At 44.6% G+C, this 20,052-nt stretch carries 17 protein-coding genes; 3 read left to right on the forward strand and 14 right to left on the reverse strand.

All coding sequences use genetic code 11. The features are described from left to right. Positions 1–270 precede the first annotated feature (270 nt). The 9 genes from BN6465_RS17030 to BN6465_RS17070 form a co-directional block, all read right to left on the reverse strand. Positions 271–1,167, reverse strand: coding sequence for a hypothetical protein (locus BN6465_RS17030; protein WP_066737449.1), 897 nt, complete (start codon positions 1,165–1,167; stop codon positions 271–273). Between the two features lie 448 nt (positions 1,168–1,615). After that, positions 1,616–3,388, reverse strand: coding sequence for a dihydroxyacetone kinase subunit DhaL (gene dhaL / locus BN6465_RS17035; RefSeq protein ID WP_199882859.1), 1,773 nt, complete (start codon positions 3,386–3,388; stop codon positions 1,616–1,618). A gap of 104 nt (positions 3,389–3,492) precedes the next feature. After that, on the reverse strand, positions 3,493–4,518 hold the full coding sequence (locus BN6465_RS17040; RefSeq protein ID WP_066737454.1) for a substrate-binding domain-containing protein: 1,026 nt from the start codon (positions 4,516–4,518) through the stop codon (positions 3,493–3,495). Between the two features lie 78 nt (positions 4,519–4,596). Beyond that, positions 4,597–5,574 carry an ABC transporter permease gene (locus BN6465_RS17045; RefSeq protein WP_066737456.1) on the reverse strand — a complete coding sequence of 326 codons (978 nt, stop codon included), beginning with the start codon at positions 5,572–5,574 and terminating at the stop codon, positions 4,597–4,599. A 12-nt stretch (positions 5,575–5,586) separates the two neighbouring features. Then, complete coding sequence (locus BN6465_RS17050) at positions 5,587–7,107, reverse strand: sugar ABC transporter ATP-binding protein (protein ID WP_227183507.1); 1,521 nt, start codon at positions 7,105–7,107, stop codon at positions 5,587–5,589. Between the two features lie 19 nt (positions 7,108–7,126). Further along, positions 7,127–8,632 (reverse strand): xylulokinase, encoded by a 1,506-nt coding sequence (xylB, locus tag BN6465_RS17055; protein ID WP_066738754.1) that lies wholly within the window; start codon positions 8,630–8,632, stop codon positions 7,127–7,129. A 206-nt stretch (positions 8,633–8,838) separates the two neighbouring features. Further along, on the reverse strand, positions 8,839–10,158 hold the full coding sequence (locus tag BN6465_RS17060; protein WP_066737458.1) for an ADP-dependent glucokinase/phosphofructokinase: 1,320 nt from the start codon (positions 10,156–10,158) through the stop codon (positions 8,839–8,841). 26 nt (positions 10,159–10,184) lie between these two features. Further along, positions 10,185–11,051: a MurR/RpiR family transcriptional regulator gene (locus BN6465_RS17065; RefSeq protein WP_066737460.1), complete on the reverse strand. Its 867-nt coding sequence runs from the start codon at positions 11,049–11,051 to the stop codon at positions 10,185–10,187. A 33-nt stretch (positions 11,052–11,084) separates the two neighbouring features. Further along, on the reverse strand, positions 11,085–11,960 hold the full coding sequence (locus BN6465_RS17070; protein WP_066737462.1) for a ketose-bisphosphate aldolase: 876 nt from the start codon (positions 11,958–11,960) through the stop codon (positions 11,085–11,087). A 290-nt stretch (positions 11,961–12,250) separates the two neighbouring features. Here BN6465_RS17070 and BN6465_RS17075 point away from each other — a divergent pair, with 290 nt between their 5' ends. From BN6465_RS17075 to BN6465_RS17085, 3 genes are all read left to right on the forward strand, one after another. Further along, on the forward strand, positions 12,251–13,255 hold the full coding sequence (locus BN6465_RS17075) for an aldose 1-epimerase family protein (protein WP_066737464.1): 1,005 nt from the start codon (positions 12,251–12,253) through the stop codon (positions 13,253–13,255). Positions 13,256–13,284: 29 nt separating this feature from the next. After that, on the forward strand, positions 13,285–14,481 hold the full coding sequence (locus BN6465_RS17080) for a cupin domain-containing protein (RefSeq protein WP_066737467.1): 1,197 nt from the start codon (positions 13,285–13,287) through the stop codon (positions 14,479–14,481). A 301-nt stretch (positions 14,482–14,782) separates the two neighbouring features. Beyond that, positions 14,783–15,577 (forward strand): Cof-type HAD-IIB family hydrolase, encoded by a 795-nt coding sequence (locus BN6465_RS17085; RefSeq protein WP_066737469.1) that lies wholly within the window; start codon positions 14,783–14,785, stop codon positions 15,575–15,577. A 127-nt stretch (positions 15,578–15,704) separates the two neighbouring features. Here BN6465_RS17085 and BN6465_RS17090 read toward each other — a convergent pair whose 3' ends face one another. From BN6465_RS17090 to BN6465_RS17110, 5 genes are all read right to left on the reverse strand, one after another. Continuing rightward, on the reverse strand, positions 15,705–15,935 hold the full coding sequence (locus BN6465_RS17090; protein WP_066738756.1) for a hypothetical protein: 231 nt from the start codon (positions 15,933–15,935) through the stop codon (positions 15,705–15,707). Positions 15,936–15,993: 58 nt separating this feature from the next. Further along, complete coding sequence (locus BN6465_RS17095) at positions 15,994–17,271, reverse strand: RuBisCO large subunit C-terminal-like domain-containing protein (protein WP_066737472.1); 1,278 nt, start codon at positions 17,269–17,271, stop codon at positions 15,994–15,996. Positions 17,272–17,375: 104 nt separating this feature from the next. Beyond that, positions 17,376–18,098 (reverse strand): GntR family transcriptional regulator, encoded by a 723-nt coding sequence (locus BN6465_RS17100; RefSeq protein ID WP_066737475.1) that lies wholly within the window; start codon positions 18,096–18,098, stop codon positions 17,376–17,378. Positions 18,099–18,121: 23 nt separating this feature from the next. After that, positions 18,122–18,727 carry a class II aldolase/adducin family protein gene (locus BN6465_RS17105; protein WP_066737477.1) on the reverse strand — a complete coding sequence of 202 codons (606 nt, stop codon included), beginning with the start codon at positions 18,725–18,727 and terminating at the stop codon, positions 18,122–18,124. A gap of 61 nt (positions 18,728–18,788) precedes the next feature. Next, entirely contained in the window at positions 18,789–20,039 is a 1,251-nt protein-coding gene (locus BN6465_RS17110; protein WP_066737479.1) for a Tm-1-like ATP-binding domain-containing protein, read from the reverse strand. Between the last annotated feature and the right edge of the window lie 13 nt (positions 20,040–20,052).

A 20,052-nucleotide genomic window follows, 5' to 3' on the forward strand; every position in this document is an offset into this window, starting at 1 on the left:
ATCGTTTTTCCAAATGATTTAATAACATCATACTTTACAATTTGCTAAGTGTCAATCGGCACATTTCGACGATTTATACGGTTATTTTTTGTCAATTGTCACAATTATAACTTTTATTCTCGTTATTTTCACCAAAATTAAACTGTATTTTTGTGCATAACGCCATTTTATAAAACGTTTTACCTAGTATAGATTATATAAAAAGGCGTTGACAGTTTAATCTGCCAACGCCTTTCTTCTCACTCTCTATATGCTTTTTCAACCGCTTGCCTACTCTATCTCCCGCTTTATCCTCTCCATATCCTCATCCGTAAGAATTGTAAAAAATCCCTTGAATTCTTCTATATCATCTCCACGTTTCAGCAATATTCTGGCAAACTCCGTTTCCTTACTTCTTGCCACCTCTGCCGACGCTTTCTCCACCTGTTCTCTCGCATACTCCAGCTTCTCTTCTTCAATCAACCTTCCTACTTTCGTCATCTCAAGCCACCTCCTGATTTCTTTTGAATCCCTATCTGCTATCACTTTATCCGCAAACACCAGCATTCCCGACAGCATAAATGTCTGCACCGGTATATCCTGCACTTCCTTCGCCATCTCAAAACACTCTCTAATACACGCCTGCTTCTTCTCCTGCCCCTTGTAAGTCAGCGGCAGAATAATAAATTGCATCTGCTCCTCCTCTGTGAGCTTTTCTCTATGTTTTACTCTTTCCCATAACCTATCTCTGATACCCTCAGAATCCAATTCTGTCAAAAAAGCCTCCTGAAGCTGAAATTTCAAGCATCCCACATCCATGAACGGGCGAGTGCGTGCCGGTTCAATGTCCGCTGTGTAAATGACAATCATACGGATTTTACGGAGCATGCTGTGCTTCTCCATGTTGCGTTTCAATGTGCGGACAATATAATTCAGATACTTGATTTTATCAATATCCGCATACGTGCTCTCATAATCCACCAGCGCCAGAGAACCGTCCTCCAACTCAAATAGATTGTCAAGCCTTAATTCATTTGCCTCTATTATCGGCAAATTCGTTGGCAGAACATCCACTATCTTCGGTATGTTAATTCCATACACAGCAAAAGACTTATTTTTCAAATGCTGCTCCAAATACTTTGCAGTGATATCCTTGTTTTGATAAGCTATCTCGCTTTCTCCTGACATATCTGTCTCCTCCTTTGAGGCCAAATATGTCAGCAGAGACCAGCTTCTCCTGTTACCTCTATTATACGAAGACAACAAAAAAACTGCAATAAGACCTTGCAAAATCCAAAACACATCCAGCCTATTTTATTTTTTCATTAAATTTGATTTTCCGGCTGAAGCGCCACGAAAATTAGAATATCCATTCCGGAGAAGCCGGAACGGTCTTGGAACAGATTAGAATATTAGAGAAACTCCGTCCACGATTTTGATGTAACATCAGTATACCACAAACGCAGGAAAGGAAGCAACGTTTTGCGCCATTTACTTTTCAATTTGAATAACTCAACAAAATAATAAAACATGCAACCTCAAAGATTCCTGTCTTGAATAAAACAGAAAATGTGGGGCCGGTCTCGTCCCGGGACAAGACCGGCCCCACATTTTCGTTATATAATCAATTAATCAATTAAACCTCACCTTCGACAAATTCTCTCATTCCTTGGAAAATGAGCCACACGGATGTTGCTCCGGCATCTTGATGTCCGATTGCTCTTTCCATCAGTGATTTGGCACGACCGAATTTTGCCACGTAATCTTTGGTGTTCTCCACACCTTGTCTTGCTGCTTCTTCTGCTGCTTTCAGCATTTCAAGAAGCGGTCTGTCTTTATACTCTTCCATAGCAAGGACAGCCGGCTCTAGCGCATCTACCATGGTCTTGTCTCCTACCTCTGCTTTTCCACGCTCTTTGATGGCCTCCAGACTCTTCCGCTCCATGGCAGCCAAATCGGCTGAAGTGAGCTCTGTTTTTGCATCTGCCCCCTTGGCTCCGGCCAGATACAGGCTTCCGAAGATGACCCCGGACGCTCCGCCCATGGACATTAACATTGCTTTTCCGGCCGTCTCAAATACGGCATATACATTTCCCTGTGCATCCAGATTCTCAAGCTTGCCCTTGGCCTTCTGCATACCACCTGCCATACCAATTCCATGGTCGCCGTCGCCAATAGCGCTGTCGATCTCTGTCAGATAGGGTTTCTTTGCAATCACCTTATCGGCGATATACATCAGCATCTCACGTGCATCTTCCGCAGTCAGTGTCTCTAAAACACCTTCCCGTCTCTTGCCGCAGCACTTCGCTGTTTCAGCCTCAGCCTGGCTCCCCGCAGATTCCTGTGGCTTATCCGTCTCGGACTCCGCCGGAACTGGTGTATCGGCAGAAGTATTTTCTACCGCCCCTGTCAATTCCCCTTTTGCATAATAGGGAGAATAGCAGGGCATATCATAATATGTTTTCAGTTCATCATCCAGCTTCATGAATGTGATGGAGAATCCTCCCATGCCCTGACTGGTACAAAAGTTATTCATGTCTGAATCATAAACATAGATTCCGTCTTTATCAAGCAGTTGTTTCACCTTACGGTAAACAATTGCCAATTCCAGATTTGTGGTAGCTCCCAATCCGTTGATAACTACACACACCTGATCTCCTTTTTCTAGCTTTGCGTCCTGCATCAGATTGCGGTACAGTTCTTCCGTAAGTACGTCCGCAGGCTCCATTTTCGTTCTCTGAATTCCCGGCTCCCCGTGAATTCCCATTCCGTATTCCATCTCATCCTCACCAAGCTCAAAGGTCGGCTTATCGAGACCCGGAATCTGTCCCGGTGAAACAGCGATACCGATGGACTTCGTGTTATCTCTTGCTTTTTCTACTATTCTCGTTACTTCCTGAAGGTCAAGTCCTGCGTCACAGGCAGCGCCAGCCACTTTAATTACCGTTACATCCCCGGCAATTCCCCGGCGGTCCTCGATTCTATCCGCAGGAGCAGATGCCACATCATCCCACACCCGTACATGGGCTGTGGGAATCCCGTCATCATTGAGAAGCTCCTCCGCCATATCAAAGTTCAGATTATCTCCCGCATAATTTCCGTATACGAAAAGAACTCCCTTCCCTTCATTCACTGCATTGGCAGTCTCATAGACAGTATTAGGATCGGGTGATGCGAAAATATTGCCACAGGCAGCCGCGTCCGCCAGCCCCTTGCCTACAAATCCCGCGAACATCGGTTCATGTCCGCTTCCTCCGCCGACCACGAGCGCCACTTTGTCTTTTCTCCGGTTCTTAGAAATAACACCCTTGACTTCCGGGTGCTGTTCATAATATTTGCTATAGCAGGCCACAAAGCCTTCCAGACCTTCCATAACTGTGTCATCTGCATTGTTGATTATTTTCTTCACCTTCAAACCCTCCTGATTCTGCCTTTTTTGCATAAAAGGGGATGCATAAGCACCCCCCTTTACATTTACTTTTGTCTTATGTCATGATAAACCCTGACATCATGTTATTTTTTGAGATATTCATCAACATTGTCTTTTGTTACGAGTACGAATGGAATCATAACTTCTTTCTCTGTTGTTTCGCCATTGATAGCTTTCTTGATTAAGTCAATAGCTCCACCAACCTGTCCAGGACCATCCTGAAGAACTGTTGCGCCCATTTCGCCATCTTTAACCATCTGAAGTGGGTTCTCATTTCCGTCAACACCTACACAAACGATGTCTGTTCTTCCAGCGTCGTTACAAGCCTTCTGAGCTGCGGAAGACATATCGTCGTTGTCACAGATGATAGCTTTCAGTTCATCGCCGTACTGGTTCATCATATCTGTTGCTACGTTAGCAGCCTTGTCAGCCTGCCATTCACATGGGAAATCACCAACTGATTCAAATTTGTCGTTGTCCTTCATAAGCTCTTCGATACCCTGTCCACGCTGAATCTGAGCAGAGTTACCGATAACGCCCTGACAGTGTGCGTATTTTCCGCCATCCGGTACATTGTCGATTACCCACTGAGCAAGCATCTTACCAGCTTCAACATCGTCTGGTCCAACATAAGCCATAGCTACGTCGTCTGTGCTGTCTGTCTTAGAGTTAACTACGATAACTTTGATGCCTGCATCTGTCATCTTTGTTACAGCTGCGTCAGAAGCTGTTGCTTCTGCAGGAAGAATGATAACATAGTCACAGTTTTTAGCGATACACTCGTCAGCACGGTCAATCTGCTTATTAGCATCTGTCTCACCGTCAAGAACTCCTGTCCAGTCATCAATTGTTCCGTCTTTTTTCAGTCCGTCAAGTGTTTCTTTTGCGTAATCATTGATCGGTGCATGGAATGGGTCAACAATGTTCTTGGAAATGTAACCAACTACAAGCTTTCCGTCACCGTTAACATCTCCGCCTTTAGCTTCGTCTTCTGTTTTCTTGTCGTCAGTTTTACCTGCGGTATCATCTTTTTTGTCAGATCCACATCCGATAGCCATTGATGCTACCATAGCTGCACAGAGCAACACGCTTAACACTTTTTTCTTCATACTTTTTTCCTCCTTATATTGAAATAAACTTTTTATAATCAGGGAGTGTGAAGTGCACTCCCAAAATTATCCTTTAAATTAGCTGTTCTTTTTATTCATTACCATGTCAAGAAGAACCGCGCCGATGATAACCGCACCCTTTGTCATAGACTGATAATAAGAGTCGATACCAATCAGGTTCATACCATTGTAGATAAATCCAATAATGAAGATACCCATAAGCACGCCAGGGATTGTGGTAACACCACCTGCGAAGGAAGTTCCTCCGAGTACACAGGCTGCAACGGCGTCTGTCTCATATCCTACACCGATATTAGACTGCGCGGATGCTGTCTTTGCAGTAAAGATAATTCCTGCGATACCTGCCAAAAATCCTGAAATTGCGTAGGCTCCGGTTTTCGTCTTCAAAATACTTACACCAGATGCGATTGCTGCCTGCATATTATCGCCGACTGCGAACACATAGCGGCCAAATTTTGTCCAGTGAAGCAGAAGATACATTAAAATTGTAACAATAATCAACACGATAATCGGGAACGGAATCGGACCGATTTTTACGGAATAAATCTGCTTGAAGGAAGCGTCCGTTATCGGGATTGCCTGCCCGCCGCTGACCAGCTGTGCAAGTCCACGGATGATCAACTGTGTAGATAAAGTAACAACGAATGGGAACATATTGAACTTAGAAATCAAAAATCCATTGATAACTCCCCATGCCGTTGAGATAACCAGCGCAGCCAGACACGCCATCGGAATGCTCCAGCCTTTATTGGAAATCAATGTTCCAAGGACACAGCTTACAAGTGCCAGCTGTGCGCCTACAGAAAGGTCGATACCTTCTGTCGTAATTGCAAGGCACATACCATAAGCGATCATTGCGTTGATAGAAACCTGCGTCGCTACGTTGATCATATTACTTCCGGTTCTGAATGAAGGCTCCATAACCGCAATTACAATCATCATGATCAACAATATTACTCCAATTCCGTATTTACCCATGAACATACGGAACTTTTCTCTGTCCATTCCTAAAATCTTTGAATTATTCTTCGCCATCGACTCTTCCTCCTATTTTCCTCCGAATGCTTTGCCTAAAATGGTCTCCTGATTGGCCGCACCGCTCAGAATCTCTTCTCTCATTACTTCTCCATTAATCTTGCCCTCATGGTAGATTAAGATGCGGTCACTCATACCCATAACCTCGGGCAGCTCAGAAGAAATCATAATAACTGCCATTCCCTTTGCCGCAAACTCACACATCAAGCTGTGAATCTCTGATTTTGCGCCTACATCCACACCTCGGGTAGGTTCATCCAGTATCAGAACCTTAGGGTCAGCCAGAAGCCATTTTGCAAGAACGACCTTCTGCTGGTTACCACCACTCAATGAGAACGCATCGTGATCGATGCTGGCTGCTTTCAAAGTAAGCATCTTTCCCATATCCTGACAGTCTTTTTCTTCCTTCCTTTTATTCAGAAGCGGCGCCTTCTGCTTGATTGGCAGAGTCGGAAGCGCCATATTTTCACGGATAGAACGGTGCAGTGCAAGACCATAATTCTTCCGGTCTTCATTTACCATACATATACCATGCTTAATCGCCTGACTTGGCTTTTTAATCTTAATTTCTTCACCGTCCAGATACATCTTTCCACTGGTAATCGGATCCATTCCGAAGATTCCTCTCATGGTCTCGCTTCGTCCGGAACCTACCAGACCAGAGATACCAAGGATCTCACCTCTCTTAACTTCAAAGGTGATATTTTCAAACCCTTTTCCGCTAAGTCCTTCTACCCGGAACACTACATCCCCTATTTCACAATCAGTCTTAGGGAATACATTTTCAACCTTACGGCCGACCATCATGGAAATCAGCTCATCTCTCGTAACGCCGTCCATCTCACGCTCGCCTATGTATGTACCGTCACGGAATACGGAAACACGGTCGCAGATTTCAAAAATCTCTTCCATTCTGTGTGAGATGTAGATAATGGCAACCCCTTTTTCTTTCAGCTCACGTATGGTTCTGAACAGATGTTCCGTCTCCTCGCTGTCCAGTGAAGACGTAGGTTCATCCATAATAATCATTCTGGCATTACAGGATACTGCTTTGATAATTTCCACCATCTGCATCTGTGCCAATGTCAATTCCTTCATCAATGTCTTAGCGCCATGAGGAAAATCAAACTTTCTCAAAATCTCTTCTGCTCTTTCATTTTGAGCTTTCTTGTTAAGGAAAATTCCTTTTGTGTCTTCTCTCTTCAAGAAAATACTTTCCGCAATGGATAAATGCGGCTCCGGATTCAATTCCTGATGGATCATGGAAATTCCGGCATTCAGCGCCTCGACCGGGCCTTTTACAGAGTAAGGCTTGCCCTCAAATGTGATACTTCCTTCATCCTGCTGGTGGAGTCCGATGATACATTTCATCAATGTGGACTTACCTGCACCGTTCTCTCCGAGCAGTGCATGTACTTCACCCGGTCTGATATGAAGCTCTACATCCTTCAAGGCCTGCGTCCCCCCGAACGCCTTCGATATGCCGTGACATTCCAGAACGTAATCTTCTTTTTTCATTGTTGTGTCTGCCAAGTGTCTCACCTCATCCTTCCTAATCTCTTCTGCCTGCAAGTGTTATCTTCTCGATAACTCCCCTGCCTTCCTGATACATTTCTTTGAATAACCCATAATATTCTTTATATATCTTATGATTTTCAAGGCTGGGTTCTATCACAAAGTCTTTATATCGTACAACTCTCTCGCAGCCTTCCTCTACATCCTTGTAGATTCCGGCTCCTACACCTGCCGCAATCGCGGCTCCGAGGCTGGCCTGCTCTTCCGTATCGGCAACCCTGAGCGGAAGATTATAGATATCGGCCTGAATGTGAAGCCACGGCATGCTCTTTGTCGCCCCGCCCGAGGCAATCATGGAATCTGTCTTAAGTCCCAGTTCCCCGCAGACCTCAATACATTGATTGAGCGCAAAGGAAACTCCTTCCATGACGGCTCTTGAAAGCTCTTCCCGGCCGGTGTTCAGATTCAATCCCACAAACGCACCGCTGATATTCGGATTCAAATGTGGCGTCCTCTCACCGTTCAAATAAGGAAGAAAGATAACTCCGCCGCTTCCCGGTTTCACATTTTCAATTTTCTTATTCATACTTTCAAAATCCACTGTTTCAAACAAACTGTTGAACCATTTGTATGAAAGTCCGGCATTCATGATGGCTCCCATAGTAAACCATCTATGCTTCTTATACCCGCAGAATGTATTCGTGCTCAACAGCGGATTCAGAATCGGTATGCCGCTCTGGAAAGACACCTGACCGCTTGTTCCGATGTTAACGGACGCCTGCCCTTCTTTCGTGACTCCGTTTCCGATTCCCTGCATGACCTGATCGCCGCCGCCCGCAGTAACTATGGTCTTTTCAGACAACCCTGTCTCTGCCGCAGCTTCCTTGCAAACCGTTTCAGTGGGTGCGCACGTATCATAACATTTGGGGAACAAATCCTTCGAAACATCGGTTATTCTTAAGATTTCTTCCGACCAGCAGTTCTCTTTGATATCAAACGCCAGTGTGGCCGACGCATCCGAATAATCCGTAGATATCTCCCCCGTCATCCTAAACTTTAAGTAATCCTTGGGAAGCATCACATAAGCTATCCTGTCAAAATTCTCCGGTTCCGCCGTCTTCACCCACAGAAGTGAGGGAAGTAAAAAGCCAGTGTAAATCGGATTCATAATAATATTCTTGATCTTATCCGGTCCAATGGTATATTTCAACCACTCTACCTGCTCGGACGATCTCGCGTCGCAATGCAGTATTGCCGGACGTACTACTTTGAAATCTTTATCCAGCATTACCACGCCGTGCATCTGGCCAGAGAATCCAAGACTTTTTATTTCCTCTTTTGCTACCCCTGAGTCACTCAAAACCTCCCGCACAGTTTCGCAGCAGGCCTTCCACCATTCCCGGGGGTCATGTTCCGCATATCCATTATGCGGAGACGCAAATTGATAAGCTCTGGCGCTCAGTGCCAGCATCTGTCCTTCCTCTGTAATCAGCATGGACTTCAGGCTGGAGGTTCCCAAATCAATTCCTAGTAAGCAGCTCATCTTCATCCCCCTTTCCATCATATCTCTTATATTCAAATTATAGTTATATTTGCCCCAAATGTCAATGTGTGCACGAAAACATTTTTTATCCAGCATTCATTTTCGTCAGATTTGAACATTTTCTAACGCCTTTTTTGTGCATATACTATAATCTTGGCTTTCGCTCGTGAAATTTTTTTTCATGGAGGGGTATAAAAAAAAGAAAACTACTTTACAAAACACATTTGCATTCCCGCCACAAAGGTATCTCCAAGCCCTATTGTGAATCTTGGTTTCTCCATATAGCGTGACGGCACTAAAATAGCCGTATGCTTCAAATCCATCTTGTTGATTTTCTCTGCAAATTCTACCCCTGTCGGACTCAGTTCAAGTTCTAATGATTCACGGCAGTCACTCTGTGTACCGTAACGTCCGATTCTGGCTCTCGTTCCTGACATAAGGTTGCCGAGTGTAAGTCCCATCTCAAGGTCCACTCCATCCATTGGCTCCCCATAATATAAAGCATAATCCTTGCTGTGCATGACAATCCCTTTTACCGGGTAAAGCTCCAGCACATAATCAAGTCCCGACAATACGGACACAATATCATCTTTATCAACTGGGTGCTCCTTTTTCTTTGTCAAGTCTACCAGCTCTTCCTCATTCATTCCCATGATATCTACATATCCTGCCAGTACCGAGTACAGGTAATCTCTAATCTTCGCGCTGATAAAGTGCGCGCTTTCAAAATAAATCTTCAAATCCGGGTTCTTTTCTTTTAAAATCTGGTAATGCCGCTCCAGCTCACAAAGTCTTTCTTTCAGTACATCCAGACTAACAATTGCATTAAATCCCGAAACGTCATAAGAATACATATTCTCTGAATGCGCTTCCATATAATTCAAGAAGTCTTTCTCTACCGGCATAATCTTATGAACCTGATCATAGCCCATAATCAATCTGTTGGAAAGTGGAATCTCATACTCTCTGCCATTGGCACGGATGATATCGCCCTTCGTGAACTGCATGATCAAATGAATCAGAGGCTCATCTCCGGAAACGCACTGTGCAAGAGGTACTCGTTCTTCCCCCTTAATAGATTCCATTCCCTCATAGTCCATCCATTCCAGCACTTCCTTGGAACGGTCAGTGATATGAACCATCACCGGCATCCCCATGGCACCGAGAGCCGCCGCACCCTGCGCACAGGTGCCTCCCAGTCCGTGCTGCATCTCAAAATAACTCTTTAACTCTTCAATCACTTCTCCTGAAGTAATATCCACCTCGCCGCCGTATCCGTTAATGGCAAAATATGTAACGATTCTCGCAAAATCTTCCATATTATCAACAGACTCTTCCTCGGCAAAAGAAGGTTCGTCCTTTAAATACTTCTCCAGCAGGCTGTTAAAGCTTTCCACGTCCCATTTGACTATGGCGTCCAGATTGCTGGTATAAGCCAGTACCGGCCTGTTTCCTGTCTCACGGCATCGGTCTACAACGCCCGGCACCGCCTCAAGATATTCCAAATACTTATCCTGATAAGCCATCTTCGCCCTCCGCTTAATATGTTATATTACAATTTGTATTCGCTCAACAGCAATTCCACATCATCGCTGTAATTATCAGCTTTCTTGTTATCCTGCGCACTTTTCATAAATGCGTCAAAATAACGGACGACGTAAAGAATTGCATCACTGATTGCCATCTCACACAAATGCGAATCCGGTTCAATCCCCACTCGAATCTTCTTCTGTTTGTCCACTATCTGCAGTACACAGTCTGTATATTCGGTAAGCTGGGTTTTACGTTCTCCTGAAATGACTATCGAGTGCATATTATTTTTTCTTGCAAGTTCCATCGCCTGCACGACCTGTTTAGACGCGCCAGAACGAGAGATTGCAATGATAGTATCATCGCTTGTACCTAAGCTGATATGATTGAGAAAATGTTCCGGTATCATAGAATAAGAACAGGGGATTCCACATCTTTCCAGACGAAATCCCAAATCCATAGCTATAGGACTTGTATTCCCGGCAGCTATGACATATACCATCCGGCTCATTCTCAGCAGTCTTGCAGCCTTTATAAGCATCTCAATATCAATGGTCTCCCCCAGTGCCGCAATTCTTGCGGCACTGAAGTCGAACAGTCTTCTGGCTGAATTCAGCATTTCATTTTCATCATAAGATACCCGATTCTTGCCCAAGTCGTGGGACATAAGGAGCCTCATCTGATAATATCCCTGATAACCGACATGCTTGCACATCCGCACGACCGTAGCTTCGCTCGTACCGCTCTTTTGTGCCAGCTCGGAAATATTCATCATAATGCATTCCCCGGGGTTAGCCAAAATATAATCGGCCGCCCGTTTCTCTGCAGAAAACAGCTTATCATATTTCGCTTTTATGTCTTCAATTACAGAATTGCTTTTTTCAGCCATTGTTGTTTCCGTCCTTTTATTATGTATAAACTCTTATAACATCTCGTTCAATGAATAGTACTGTACTTTATCATCATCATTGAACAGTTTGATCTTGTGCTCAACAACGTCCTGCATAGCCTTAACACTAGCCGGATACAGTTCGAAAGGCTCTCTGATCTTCGGATCCTGAAGTGTCTTTCTCAGTTCCTGATAGAATGCATCTTTGATATCAGAAGAAATGTTAATCTTATTGATACCACGTTTTACTGCTTCTGCAATCTCAGAATCTTTGTTTCCTGAGCCGCCGTGAAGTACGAGCGGTACAGATACTTTGCTCTTGATTTCAGAAAGAAGATCCTGCTTCAATTCTGGTTTCATTCCTGCCGGGTAGATTCCGTGAGCTGTTCCGATCGCGATTGCAAGTGTGTCACAGCCTGTCTCTTCTACAAAGCGTACTGCATCTTCCGGTTTTGTATAGATGATCTCGGCTGTTCCGCCTTCTGTGTCGCCGTCTGTTGTTCCGATTGTTCCAAGCTCGCCTTCAACGGATACTCCAAGTGGATGAGCCAGTTCGCAGACTTTCTTAGTAATCGCAACATTTTCTTCGAATGGTAGAGAAGAAGCGTCAATCATTACAGATGTAAATCCAGCTCTGATTGCTCTTACGATTGGGCCCCACTCGCTGTGGTCCAGATGAATACATACCGGAATCGGAGATTTGTTCGCACGGTCAATGCACATCTTTAAGAAGCTGTCCCCCTGAAAGTCATGCTCTAACGGGTGAATAGCAAGAATAACCGGAGCCTTTAATTCCTCACATTTGTCCATGACACCATTTAAAATCTGTCCTGTTCCGATGTTAAAAGCCGGTACCGCAAAGTTGTGTTCGTTGGCAACTGCCAAAAGTTCTTTCATGTTAAGTAACATTTTTCTTCCTCCTTATGCCCTCAATTAGTCAAGGTTGCTTTGTTAATAAATGTTATAACTGTATATTAGCCTACCTGAAACTTAATGTCAATATTTTCGTGAAATTTTATTTTATGCTATTGTTCTTTTTGTCTAATTTAGCTATTTATTTTTCTATTTTTTTGTGCTATTATATATTAAAACTTGCTTTCAAAGAAGTCTTAACGAAAAAAGTTTTCACAGCATGGAAACTTTTTTCATGCTACAAAGCACAAAATAACCTTTGATTTTAATGTAAGGAGGGACAAATCATGGAGCAATCCAAGTATTATGGACATCCTTCCCAGCTCTACGGAGTTACCGAATACCGTCTGATGGGCGGCAAGAGCGACGGGATGCACATGCTTCACGTAAAAAACGGAAAGGGATTGGAGTTCACCGTGTCTGCCGACAGATGCGCCGACATCTCGGAGCTGAGTCTGGACGGAAAAAATCTTAGCTATACTTCTGTAGGCGGTGTTACAGCGCCTGCTTATTATACAGAAGGGCATGACGGTTTTGGTTTTTTAAAGTCTTTTAATTGTGGTTTTTTGACCACCTGCGGTCTCCACAATATCGGAACCCCGAATGTAGTAGACGGCACTCCCTATGGACTTCATGGCACCATAGGTAACATTCCGGCGGAACATGTCCGTTGGGAGATTACAGACGAAGCCATTATTTTAAAAGCCGAAGTCCACGACGAGATTATTTTCGGCTCAAAGCTGGCGCTTATCCGTACCATCACCGTCAGCCTGAACGAGAATAAGCTGGAGATACACGATGAGATAAAGAATACAGGTTCAAAAGAGGAAGGCATCATGTGCCTTTATCATATGAATATTGGATATCCGCTCCTGAGCGAGTCGGCGCTCCTCGCTGTCAACAGTGACAAAGTTGTTCCGAGAGATGACCGTGCCGCCGAAGATCTTGACACTTGGAGCCAGATGATTCCTCCGGTACCCAACTTTGCCGAACAGTGCTATTACCATATCTTTGAAGGAAACACCGGCTGTGCAAAGGTCTACAATCCGGAAATCAATAAAGGGCTTCAGATTACCTTTGATACTGAAGTATTCCCGCAGATGACACAGTGGAAGATGATGGGGGAACGAGATTACGTGCTCGGCCTTGAGCCCACCACCAATACATTGGAGGGCCGGAAAACCATCGAGGAGCAAGGCAAACTTAAGACTGTGGCTCCCGGCAGCAGCCGTGATATATATATTCAAGTTTCATTTTATGACAATCAGGTTGATTGGGAGACAGGAAAATAAAATTAATTCTTAGAAGGAGGATTTTTATCATGAGCAATGTAAGAAAAGTATTTGAACAGGGCGAAGGCGTTCTTCATCTGACACCAACCTGGGTTCCGCGTGGATTCAACGAACCGGGCAAGCGCCTGCGTCTCCATCCGGATGACTATTTTGCACTCGGCATGGACAGGGGCGGTATCTGTGAAAGATGGCTCGGTTCCCTCGCAAAGGCACTGAACGGCCCGAAGACCGGCGAAACAGAAGGTATGAGCTACGTACTTGAGGACGCTGCCACCAAGACAACACGCCTGTTCAAAGATTATGTAGAAGAATTGGGCGCTGACTTAGTCGGAGACGACCTGATGGCAAGATACGGCACTTGGCCGACTTTTGCTAAACTGTATGACTATGACAAACCTCTCTTCCACCATCTTCATTTGACAGAGGAAAAGGCCAACAAAATCGGAATGCACGGAAAGCCGGAAGCATACTACTTCCCGCCGCAATACAATTGCAGCTATCTCGGCAGATTCCCGCTTACATACTTTGGATTTGATCCTTCCACAACAAAAGAAGATGTTATGAAGTGTCTGGAAGACTATGATGTTAGAGATACACGTATCACAGAGCTGTCCCGCGCATACAGAATCCAGCTTGGCACAGGCTGGTACACCCCGGCAGGCGTAATCCACGCACCGGCTTCTGTCGTTACGTTTGAGCCGCAGTGGAACAGTGATGTCAACACCATCATGGAAAATGTTACAATGGGAGAAGTCAACCCGCACAATATGTTGACGGACTGCGCTCCTGAGGAAGAAAAGAATGACCTGAACGCAATCTTCAACCAGATTGACTGGGAAGAAAGCACAAGGCCAGACTACAAAGAAACATACTTCCGCGCTCCGAAGGTAAAATCCGAGTCCGCAGAAGCTGTTGAAAAGTGGGTTGCCTACGCTAACGAATGGGTTGCAGCTAAAGAAGTAACTGTTCTCCCGGGCCAGACTTACACATTGACAGATCAGGCTTGCTACTGCGCTATCGTAGTACAAGGCCACGGTACCTTCGGCGTATTCGAATGCGAAGCTCCAGAGCTCGTTCACTTCGATGATATTACCGGCGACGAATACTTCGTATCCGAAGCAGCCGCTAAGAAAGGTATCAAAGTGACAAACACAAGCTCCTACCAGCCACTCGTTATTCTGCAGAACTTCGCAAATAACAATCCAGAAGTACCAGCTGAGGTATAATTTGGTATTTTTTGATTAAGAATTAAAAGTCCGTGTCATCTTACATTTGTAGCGTACATGCTCCACTTTGTGAGATAGCACGGACTTTCTGTTTTACTCAAACTTATATTCAAACACCAAACTTTCGAAAATTTTCGGCTTGAATTAAGCAGATTCTTGGAAAGGATTTACTGCCCTACTCCCGCTTTGCGGCAAATCACTATCTTATGCAAAATAGTCCTTGCATTTCCCATGGACTATGCTTATTATAATAGCGTTAAGTAAATTGTGCTTGGATTTTTATACCTATAAGGAGAACACCATGATTAAACTGATAGCAAGTGATTTAGACGGTACTCTCGTCCGAAACTATGAACAGACTATTTCCACTGAAACTTTTGATTTGATTCGCCAGCTCAAAGACCGGGGCATCATGTTCGTGCCTGCCAGCGGGCGGCAATATGCCAACATGCGTAGGCTGTTCGCCCCTCTCGGTTATGAAGTGCCCTATATTTCGGAAAACGGCTCTCTCTGTATCTACAATGACGAGATTCTATCTACGGGACAAATCCCTCCTGATACTATCCGCCATATTCTCGACGCGCTCATGGAATACCGCAGTAAATTCCACACGGGCCATTGTATTCTCTCCGTCAAGGACACTTACTATACAGATTCTAATGACGCCAAATTTATGGATTATATGCACAATACTATGGGCAACATTGTTAAGCAGATTCCGGATCTTTATGCCGTGAATGAACCGCTTCTCAAAGCTGCCATCTGCGATTTTAACGGAACTAAAGACTTGCTTCCGTTTTTCACCGATAAGCTGAAAGGTGAGATTCGTGTGGCCACATCTGCCTCTCACTGGATTGATTTCATCGCTCCAAATGCCAATAAAGGTACCGCACTCAAAGCCTTGATGGAACGTTTTGGGATTCGGAAAGAGGAGTGTGTCTGTTTTGGTGACCAGCAGAACGATGTAGAAATGCTGAAACTGGCAGGAACAAGCTACGCTATGGATACCGCCGTTCCTGAGGTAGTGAAGCATGCAGATCATGTGATTGAATCTGTTGAACCGGTGTTGAAAGAGATTCTCGCAGCACAGATTTAGTATAGAGAAAGAAAAGATGCCGGTGAGCATGGCCTGCCAACTCACCGGCATCTTTTCTTTACACACGACTGTCCTGCAGCCTTGCTAATTTGTTACTGTTCAGCCTATTGGACATGCTCAGTAACACTTATTTATCAGTGTCCACTGCCCAACGGTCAAGCTGCTTCATGAACTTTTCGTCTTCTGAAACCACTGTCACAGGCTTTTTGTAATCAATCGCCATCAATCCCAGAACCGACTTTCCATCTGCGATTTGGTTGTCCATTGTATGTACGCCTATATCCATCGGGGATGAGCACGCCAAATGCATGAAGTCTCTCAAATCATTCGACGTATATAACATAATATCTCGAACCATTTTGTTACCTCCTTCAGAATTCAGCATAAGTATAGCACCTCCTTTCTCATAAGTAAAGTTAACCTTTTATATATTCCCACTGCCTAAGGGCAGCGCTCAGCTCTTCCTTTTCCCCTGACGCCTCTGCAAAATCCCGTCCTTCCATTACAATTTCAATGGCCTGCCTCATGGCTCTTGCACCTGCTCTGGCTCCCATCGGATGTCCTTGAACTGCTCCACCTGCTGCCAGAACAATATCGTTCCCTGCCTGATGCATGTATTTTTCTACCATACCAGGATGAACCCCGCCACCGATAGACGGCATAGATGGCTTCAAGTCATACCAAGGAAGGGTGAGCTGCGCTAACGTCTGCATATATTTTTGATATCGTAGCGGATATCCACCGTATGGAGTGTTCACCATCACAATATCGGCCCCGGCAAGTCTGGCCAGTTTTCCCGCGGCAAGAGGGGATGACATCCCGCTGGCAGTCCCTTCATAGAACATTCCAGAACCAGCAGCATGTCCAAGAATCGGTACTTCCGCAGTTTCTGCCACTTGCTTTAATCCACTGTATCCTACCGCAGCAAAGTTAATCATAATTCCATCGGCCCCGGCTTCCTGAACACGTTTCACATTCTCTGTCAGTTCTCCAGCCCCACTGGTAACATTGACAAAGTATCGCACCCTCTCCCCTGTCTCCTCATAAGCTGCAGCAGCCGCTTTTTTATACTCTTTTACACGTTCCCACGGCTTACTATAGGTGGGATTGCCGAACAACTCGTCATCTTTGATTAAGTCTACGCCCCCCAGCGCAGTCTCATAAAATATCCTTGCCCCCTCCTTTGGCGTCAAACCAGTACAGGGCTTAATCATGTTCAACAGAAGGGGACGTTTCACAATGCCTGTATACTTGCGGATTCCTGCAATTCCATAATTCGGGCCTCCAAAATCCTCCGCAAATTCCCGGGGAAATTCAATGTCCAACAGTTTAACCTGTGCTGAGGTCGATGCATCATTCCCCAGCAGTGACGTGAGCATAAGAGGAAAGTCACTGCCAAAGTTCACTGCTGGGTAAGCAATCTGAATCATATACTCCCTCTCCGGTGTATCAACCTGTGTCTCCAAGTCAAGCGCTGGGATGTCAAAAACATTTACTACTTTTCCCATATATCTTTCTCGAATATCCTCAGTAATTCCCGGAATGGGAATCCAGGTTCCAATAGTCTGACCTATGGCAAGCGAAGCTGCCTTTTTTAACACATCCACCTCCTTTGGGAGCTTGATGTAATACGATGCAACAACATAATTTCTGCTGCGGATATTCTCCGGCAGCGTATAAAGTACTGAATCCATATTGCCTCCTTTTATACAGAAACGAAAAAAGGTGGTATCTATTATGTTCCCTTCGTAATTAAAAAAGTCTGGATACCGTTTCGTATCCAGACTTATTAATTACTTTATTTTTCATGAAAATATGCATCCGAATTATATGGAATATGCTCCGCCCGCTTCTTAAGATTGCACTCCAGAAGCTGGAAAATCAAATCGCTGTCCCGCCTTTCAAGAGCGTCTAAATAACTTTGATGTTCAGCTATCATACTATCCCTTGACTCTTTGCTGTCCAAAAGCTTCTGGCCATAAATCAGTTTAAAAAAAGACAGGTTATCCCACAATGACTCAATCATAGCACAGACTCTTGAAAGTCCGCTTGCCTTATAGATGGAAAAATGGTATAAGCGGTTGTGTTGATAGACATCCACTGCATCAAGTTCGTCATGACTGACAATTTGCTTATACTCCTCTTGAATACGCCGAAGATCCTCAATCTGCTTATCCGTTATCTTCGCACAGGCGTATCTGGCCGCCACTGGCTCAAGAGCTGTTCTGGCTATGTATATTTGACGCACGTCATCCTTAGTCAGCGTAACAAGTCTCGTTCCAGCATAGGGTATCGATTCAGCCAATCCCATTTTTTCCAGATTACTTAGAGCTTCTCTTATGGGCATCCTGCTGACTCCCAGCTGTGTTGCCAGCTCCTCAGTATTCAGCTTATCACCCATAAGCAGCTTTCCGCTCATAATCCATTCCATCAGCTTGTCTAAAACAAGGTCCGGCAGACGGTTATGCTGCAGGGTCTCCCTGTTCAAGTCATTCATTGTAATTCGCATATTAGTTCTCATATAGATTTCACCTAAAGTAATATTTACAAGCCAAGCTTTGAAACGGCTGCTTTCAAAATCGCCACCTGTGCGGTTTCTTCCATCAACTCTGCCGCATGTTCTGCGTTAATCGCATCCTTGCCGACCGCCACGATACCGTGATCCACCAAGAGAAATCCGGGCAGTTCAGGACACTCGTCATATAATTTTTCCACAAGCGGAAAATATTCTTTTCCGACTACCGCTGCAGGCACATCCAATGTAGGATAATCTGTACATACTTTCAGCTTCGCATGCCATGTCGTTCTCGTTAAAGCCTTCCCTGTGGAGGCCCATGCAATTGAGTATGGTGAATGAACATGTACCACTGCATTCACCTTTGGGCAAATTCTGTACAACAAACCATGTAACAAAGCTTCCCTTGTAGGTTTTCCTTCCCCTTCTACTAGATTGCCGTCAAAATCTGTTATAACAAATCCTTCCGGCGAACTGTCTGCAAAGGAACTTCCGCTTGCCTTAACAAGCATCAAATCCTTGCCTGGTATTCGGGCACTCACATTACCCCCGCTACCTGTCTGTATACCTCTAGTATAAGCTCTTTTGCAGGCAATGACAAGTTCCTCTGCTATCTTTTTAACATGTTCTTCCATAGTCTTTCAATCCCTTTCTGTCGAATTTCGTCTTAGTTTATATGCTACTATAAAGCTTTCACTAATAAGAAATTTCACTGCCAATCACGCCGCGTTCACGGAGTTCATCAATCATACAATGAGCCGCTTTTATCCCCCATTCTACTGTATCTAAGTTTCCCGGAATTGTTATTATTTCAACATTTTTGTTTTTCACACCATAGAGCTGTCTGAGAATAATCTCATCCACTTCCTTATAATACAATTCTTCACCTACACGGGTATTATGGCGCATCCCCTCAGTGGGAATCAGAAGCTTTACCGGATAATCAATTTTATTCAGACGTTCTACAAACCGGGCAGTCGTAATCTCCGCTTCATCAGGGAGAAGCTTGATATGGGCGGTCGTAGCATTGTGATACATGTAAACCCGCTCATCCATGCGTGGCGGAAACTCATCAACGGAAAAATCTATAAAATCTAATCCACCTACGCTGATAACCAAAGGTACTTTCTTCTCCACCCCTTTTACGAGTCTGTACTTAGAATTCTCACCATAAGAAAATCCACCTTTAAAATACTCCTGCGTAATCTCATGAGTAGTTAAATCGAGTATACCGTCAATTAATCCGTCCGCAGCCATCTGCTCCATAATTGCGCCTCCCGTGCCGGTAGAATGGAATCCTATCACTTCTATCCCTAGACGTTCTAATTCATCCACCGCCGCACAGGCGCCTGTGTTGGTAATTCCCATCAAAGTAATACCAACGACCGGACGTTTCCCCTTCTCCAGCACCTGCCCGGCAGACTGCACCATACCGGCGCAGCATGCACAAGCATTGGCAAGGATTTGTCTGGTCACAATATTCATTCCTGTAAAATCGCAGATAGAGGGAATTACGACGATATCCTTGTCACCTACCACACTGTCAAATGTCTTTCGCCCTGATGCCACCGTTGTAGCCATCACTTTGGGAAATCCTATGGGAAGCCTTTTCATCGCATTCGTTGCCATTACAGTATTCTGCAGGCCACCAGCTGATAAAATCCCCTGAATCTTGCCATCCTCATAAAGTTTTTCTACATATAAGGCAACGGCTTCCATCATAAAAGCAATTTTTTCTCCCTTTGTCTTAGGCTCAAGTGTTTCCCATTTTGTGCCGGCAGCTTCCGTAACTTCCTCTCTCGAAACATCATATCCATAGGAAGAATCCGGTCCAGTCGCTACATCAATGACAAGAACATTTATTGTCTGTGCTTCCAGCAATTCTCTCATATAAGCCACTTCTCTATATTTCGTATCGCAGCTCCCTATTATCGCAATTGTTTTCATACAATTCGTCCTT

The organism is Bariatricus massiliensis, assembly GCF_900086725.1.
Lineage (GTDB): Bacteria > Bacillota > Clostridia > Lachnospirales > Lachnospiraceae > Allocoprococcus > Allocoprococcus massiliensis.

Coding starts and splice junctions, on each gene's coding strand:
- BN6465_RS17080 (WP_066737467.1), top strand. CDS start 13,285: ATGAGCAATGTAAGAAAAGTATTTGAACAGGGCGAAGGCGTTCTTCAT.
- BN6465_RS17105 (WP_066737477.1), bottom strand. CDS start 18,727: ATGGAAGAACATGTTAAAAAGATAGCAGAGGAACTTGTCATTGCCTGC.
- BN6465_RS17095 (WP_066737472.1), bottom strand. CDS start 17,271: ATGGATTCAGTACTTTATACGCTGCCGGAGAATATCCGCAGCAGAAAT.
- BN6465_RS17075 (WP_066737464.1), top strand. CDS start 12,251: ATGGAGCAATCCAAGTATTATGGACATCCTTCCCAGCTCTACGGAGTT.
- BN6465_RS17100 (WP_066737475.1), bottom strand. CDS start 18,098: ATGAGAACTAATATGCGAATTACAATGAATGACTTGAACAGGGAGACC.
- BN6465_RS17045 (WP_066737456.1), bottom strand. CDS start 5,574: ATGGCGAAGAATAATTCAAAGATTTTAGGAATGGACAGAGAAAAGTTC.
- BN6465_RS17030 (WP_066737449.1), bottom strand. CDS start 1,167: ATGTCAGGAGAAAGCGAGATAGCTTATCAAAACAAGGATATCACTGCA.
- BN6465_RS17110 (WP_066737479.1), bottom strand. CDS start 20,039: ATGAAAACAATTGCGATAATAGGGAGCTGCGATACGAAATATAGAGAA.
- BN6465_RS17090 (WP_066738756.1), bottom strand. CDS start 15,935: ATGGTTCGAGATATTATGTTATATACGTCGAATGATTTGAGAGACTTC.
- xylB (WP_066738754.1), bottom strand. CDS start 8,632: ATGAGCTGCTTACTAGGAATTGATTTGGGAACCTCCAGCCTGAAGTCC.
- BN6465_RS17065 (WP_066737460.1), bottom strand. CDS start 11,051: ATGGCTGAAAAAAGCAATTCTGTAATTGAAGACATAAAAGCGAAATAT.
- BN6465_RS17040 (WP_066737454.1), bottom strand. CDS start 4,518: ATGAAGAAAAAAGTGTTAAGCGTGTTGCTCTGTGCAGCTATGGTAGCA.
- BN6465_RS17070 (WP_066737462.1), bottom strand. CDS start 11,960: ATGTTACTTAACATGAAAGAACTTTTGGCAGTTGCCAACGAACACAAC.
- BN6465_RS17085 (WP_066737469.1), top strand. CDS start 14,783: ATGATTAAACTGATAGCAAGTGATTTAGACGGTACTCTCGTCCGAAAC.
- BN6465_RS17060 (WP_066737458.1), bottom strand. CDS start 10,158: ATGGCTTATCAGGATAAGTATTTGGAATATCTTGAGGCGGTGCCGGGC.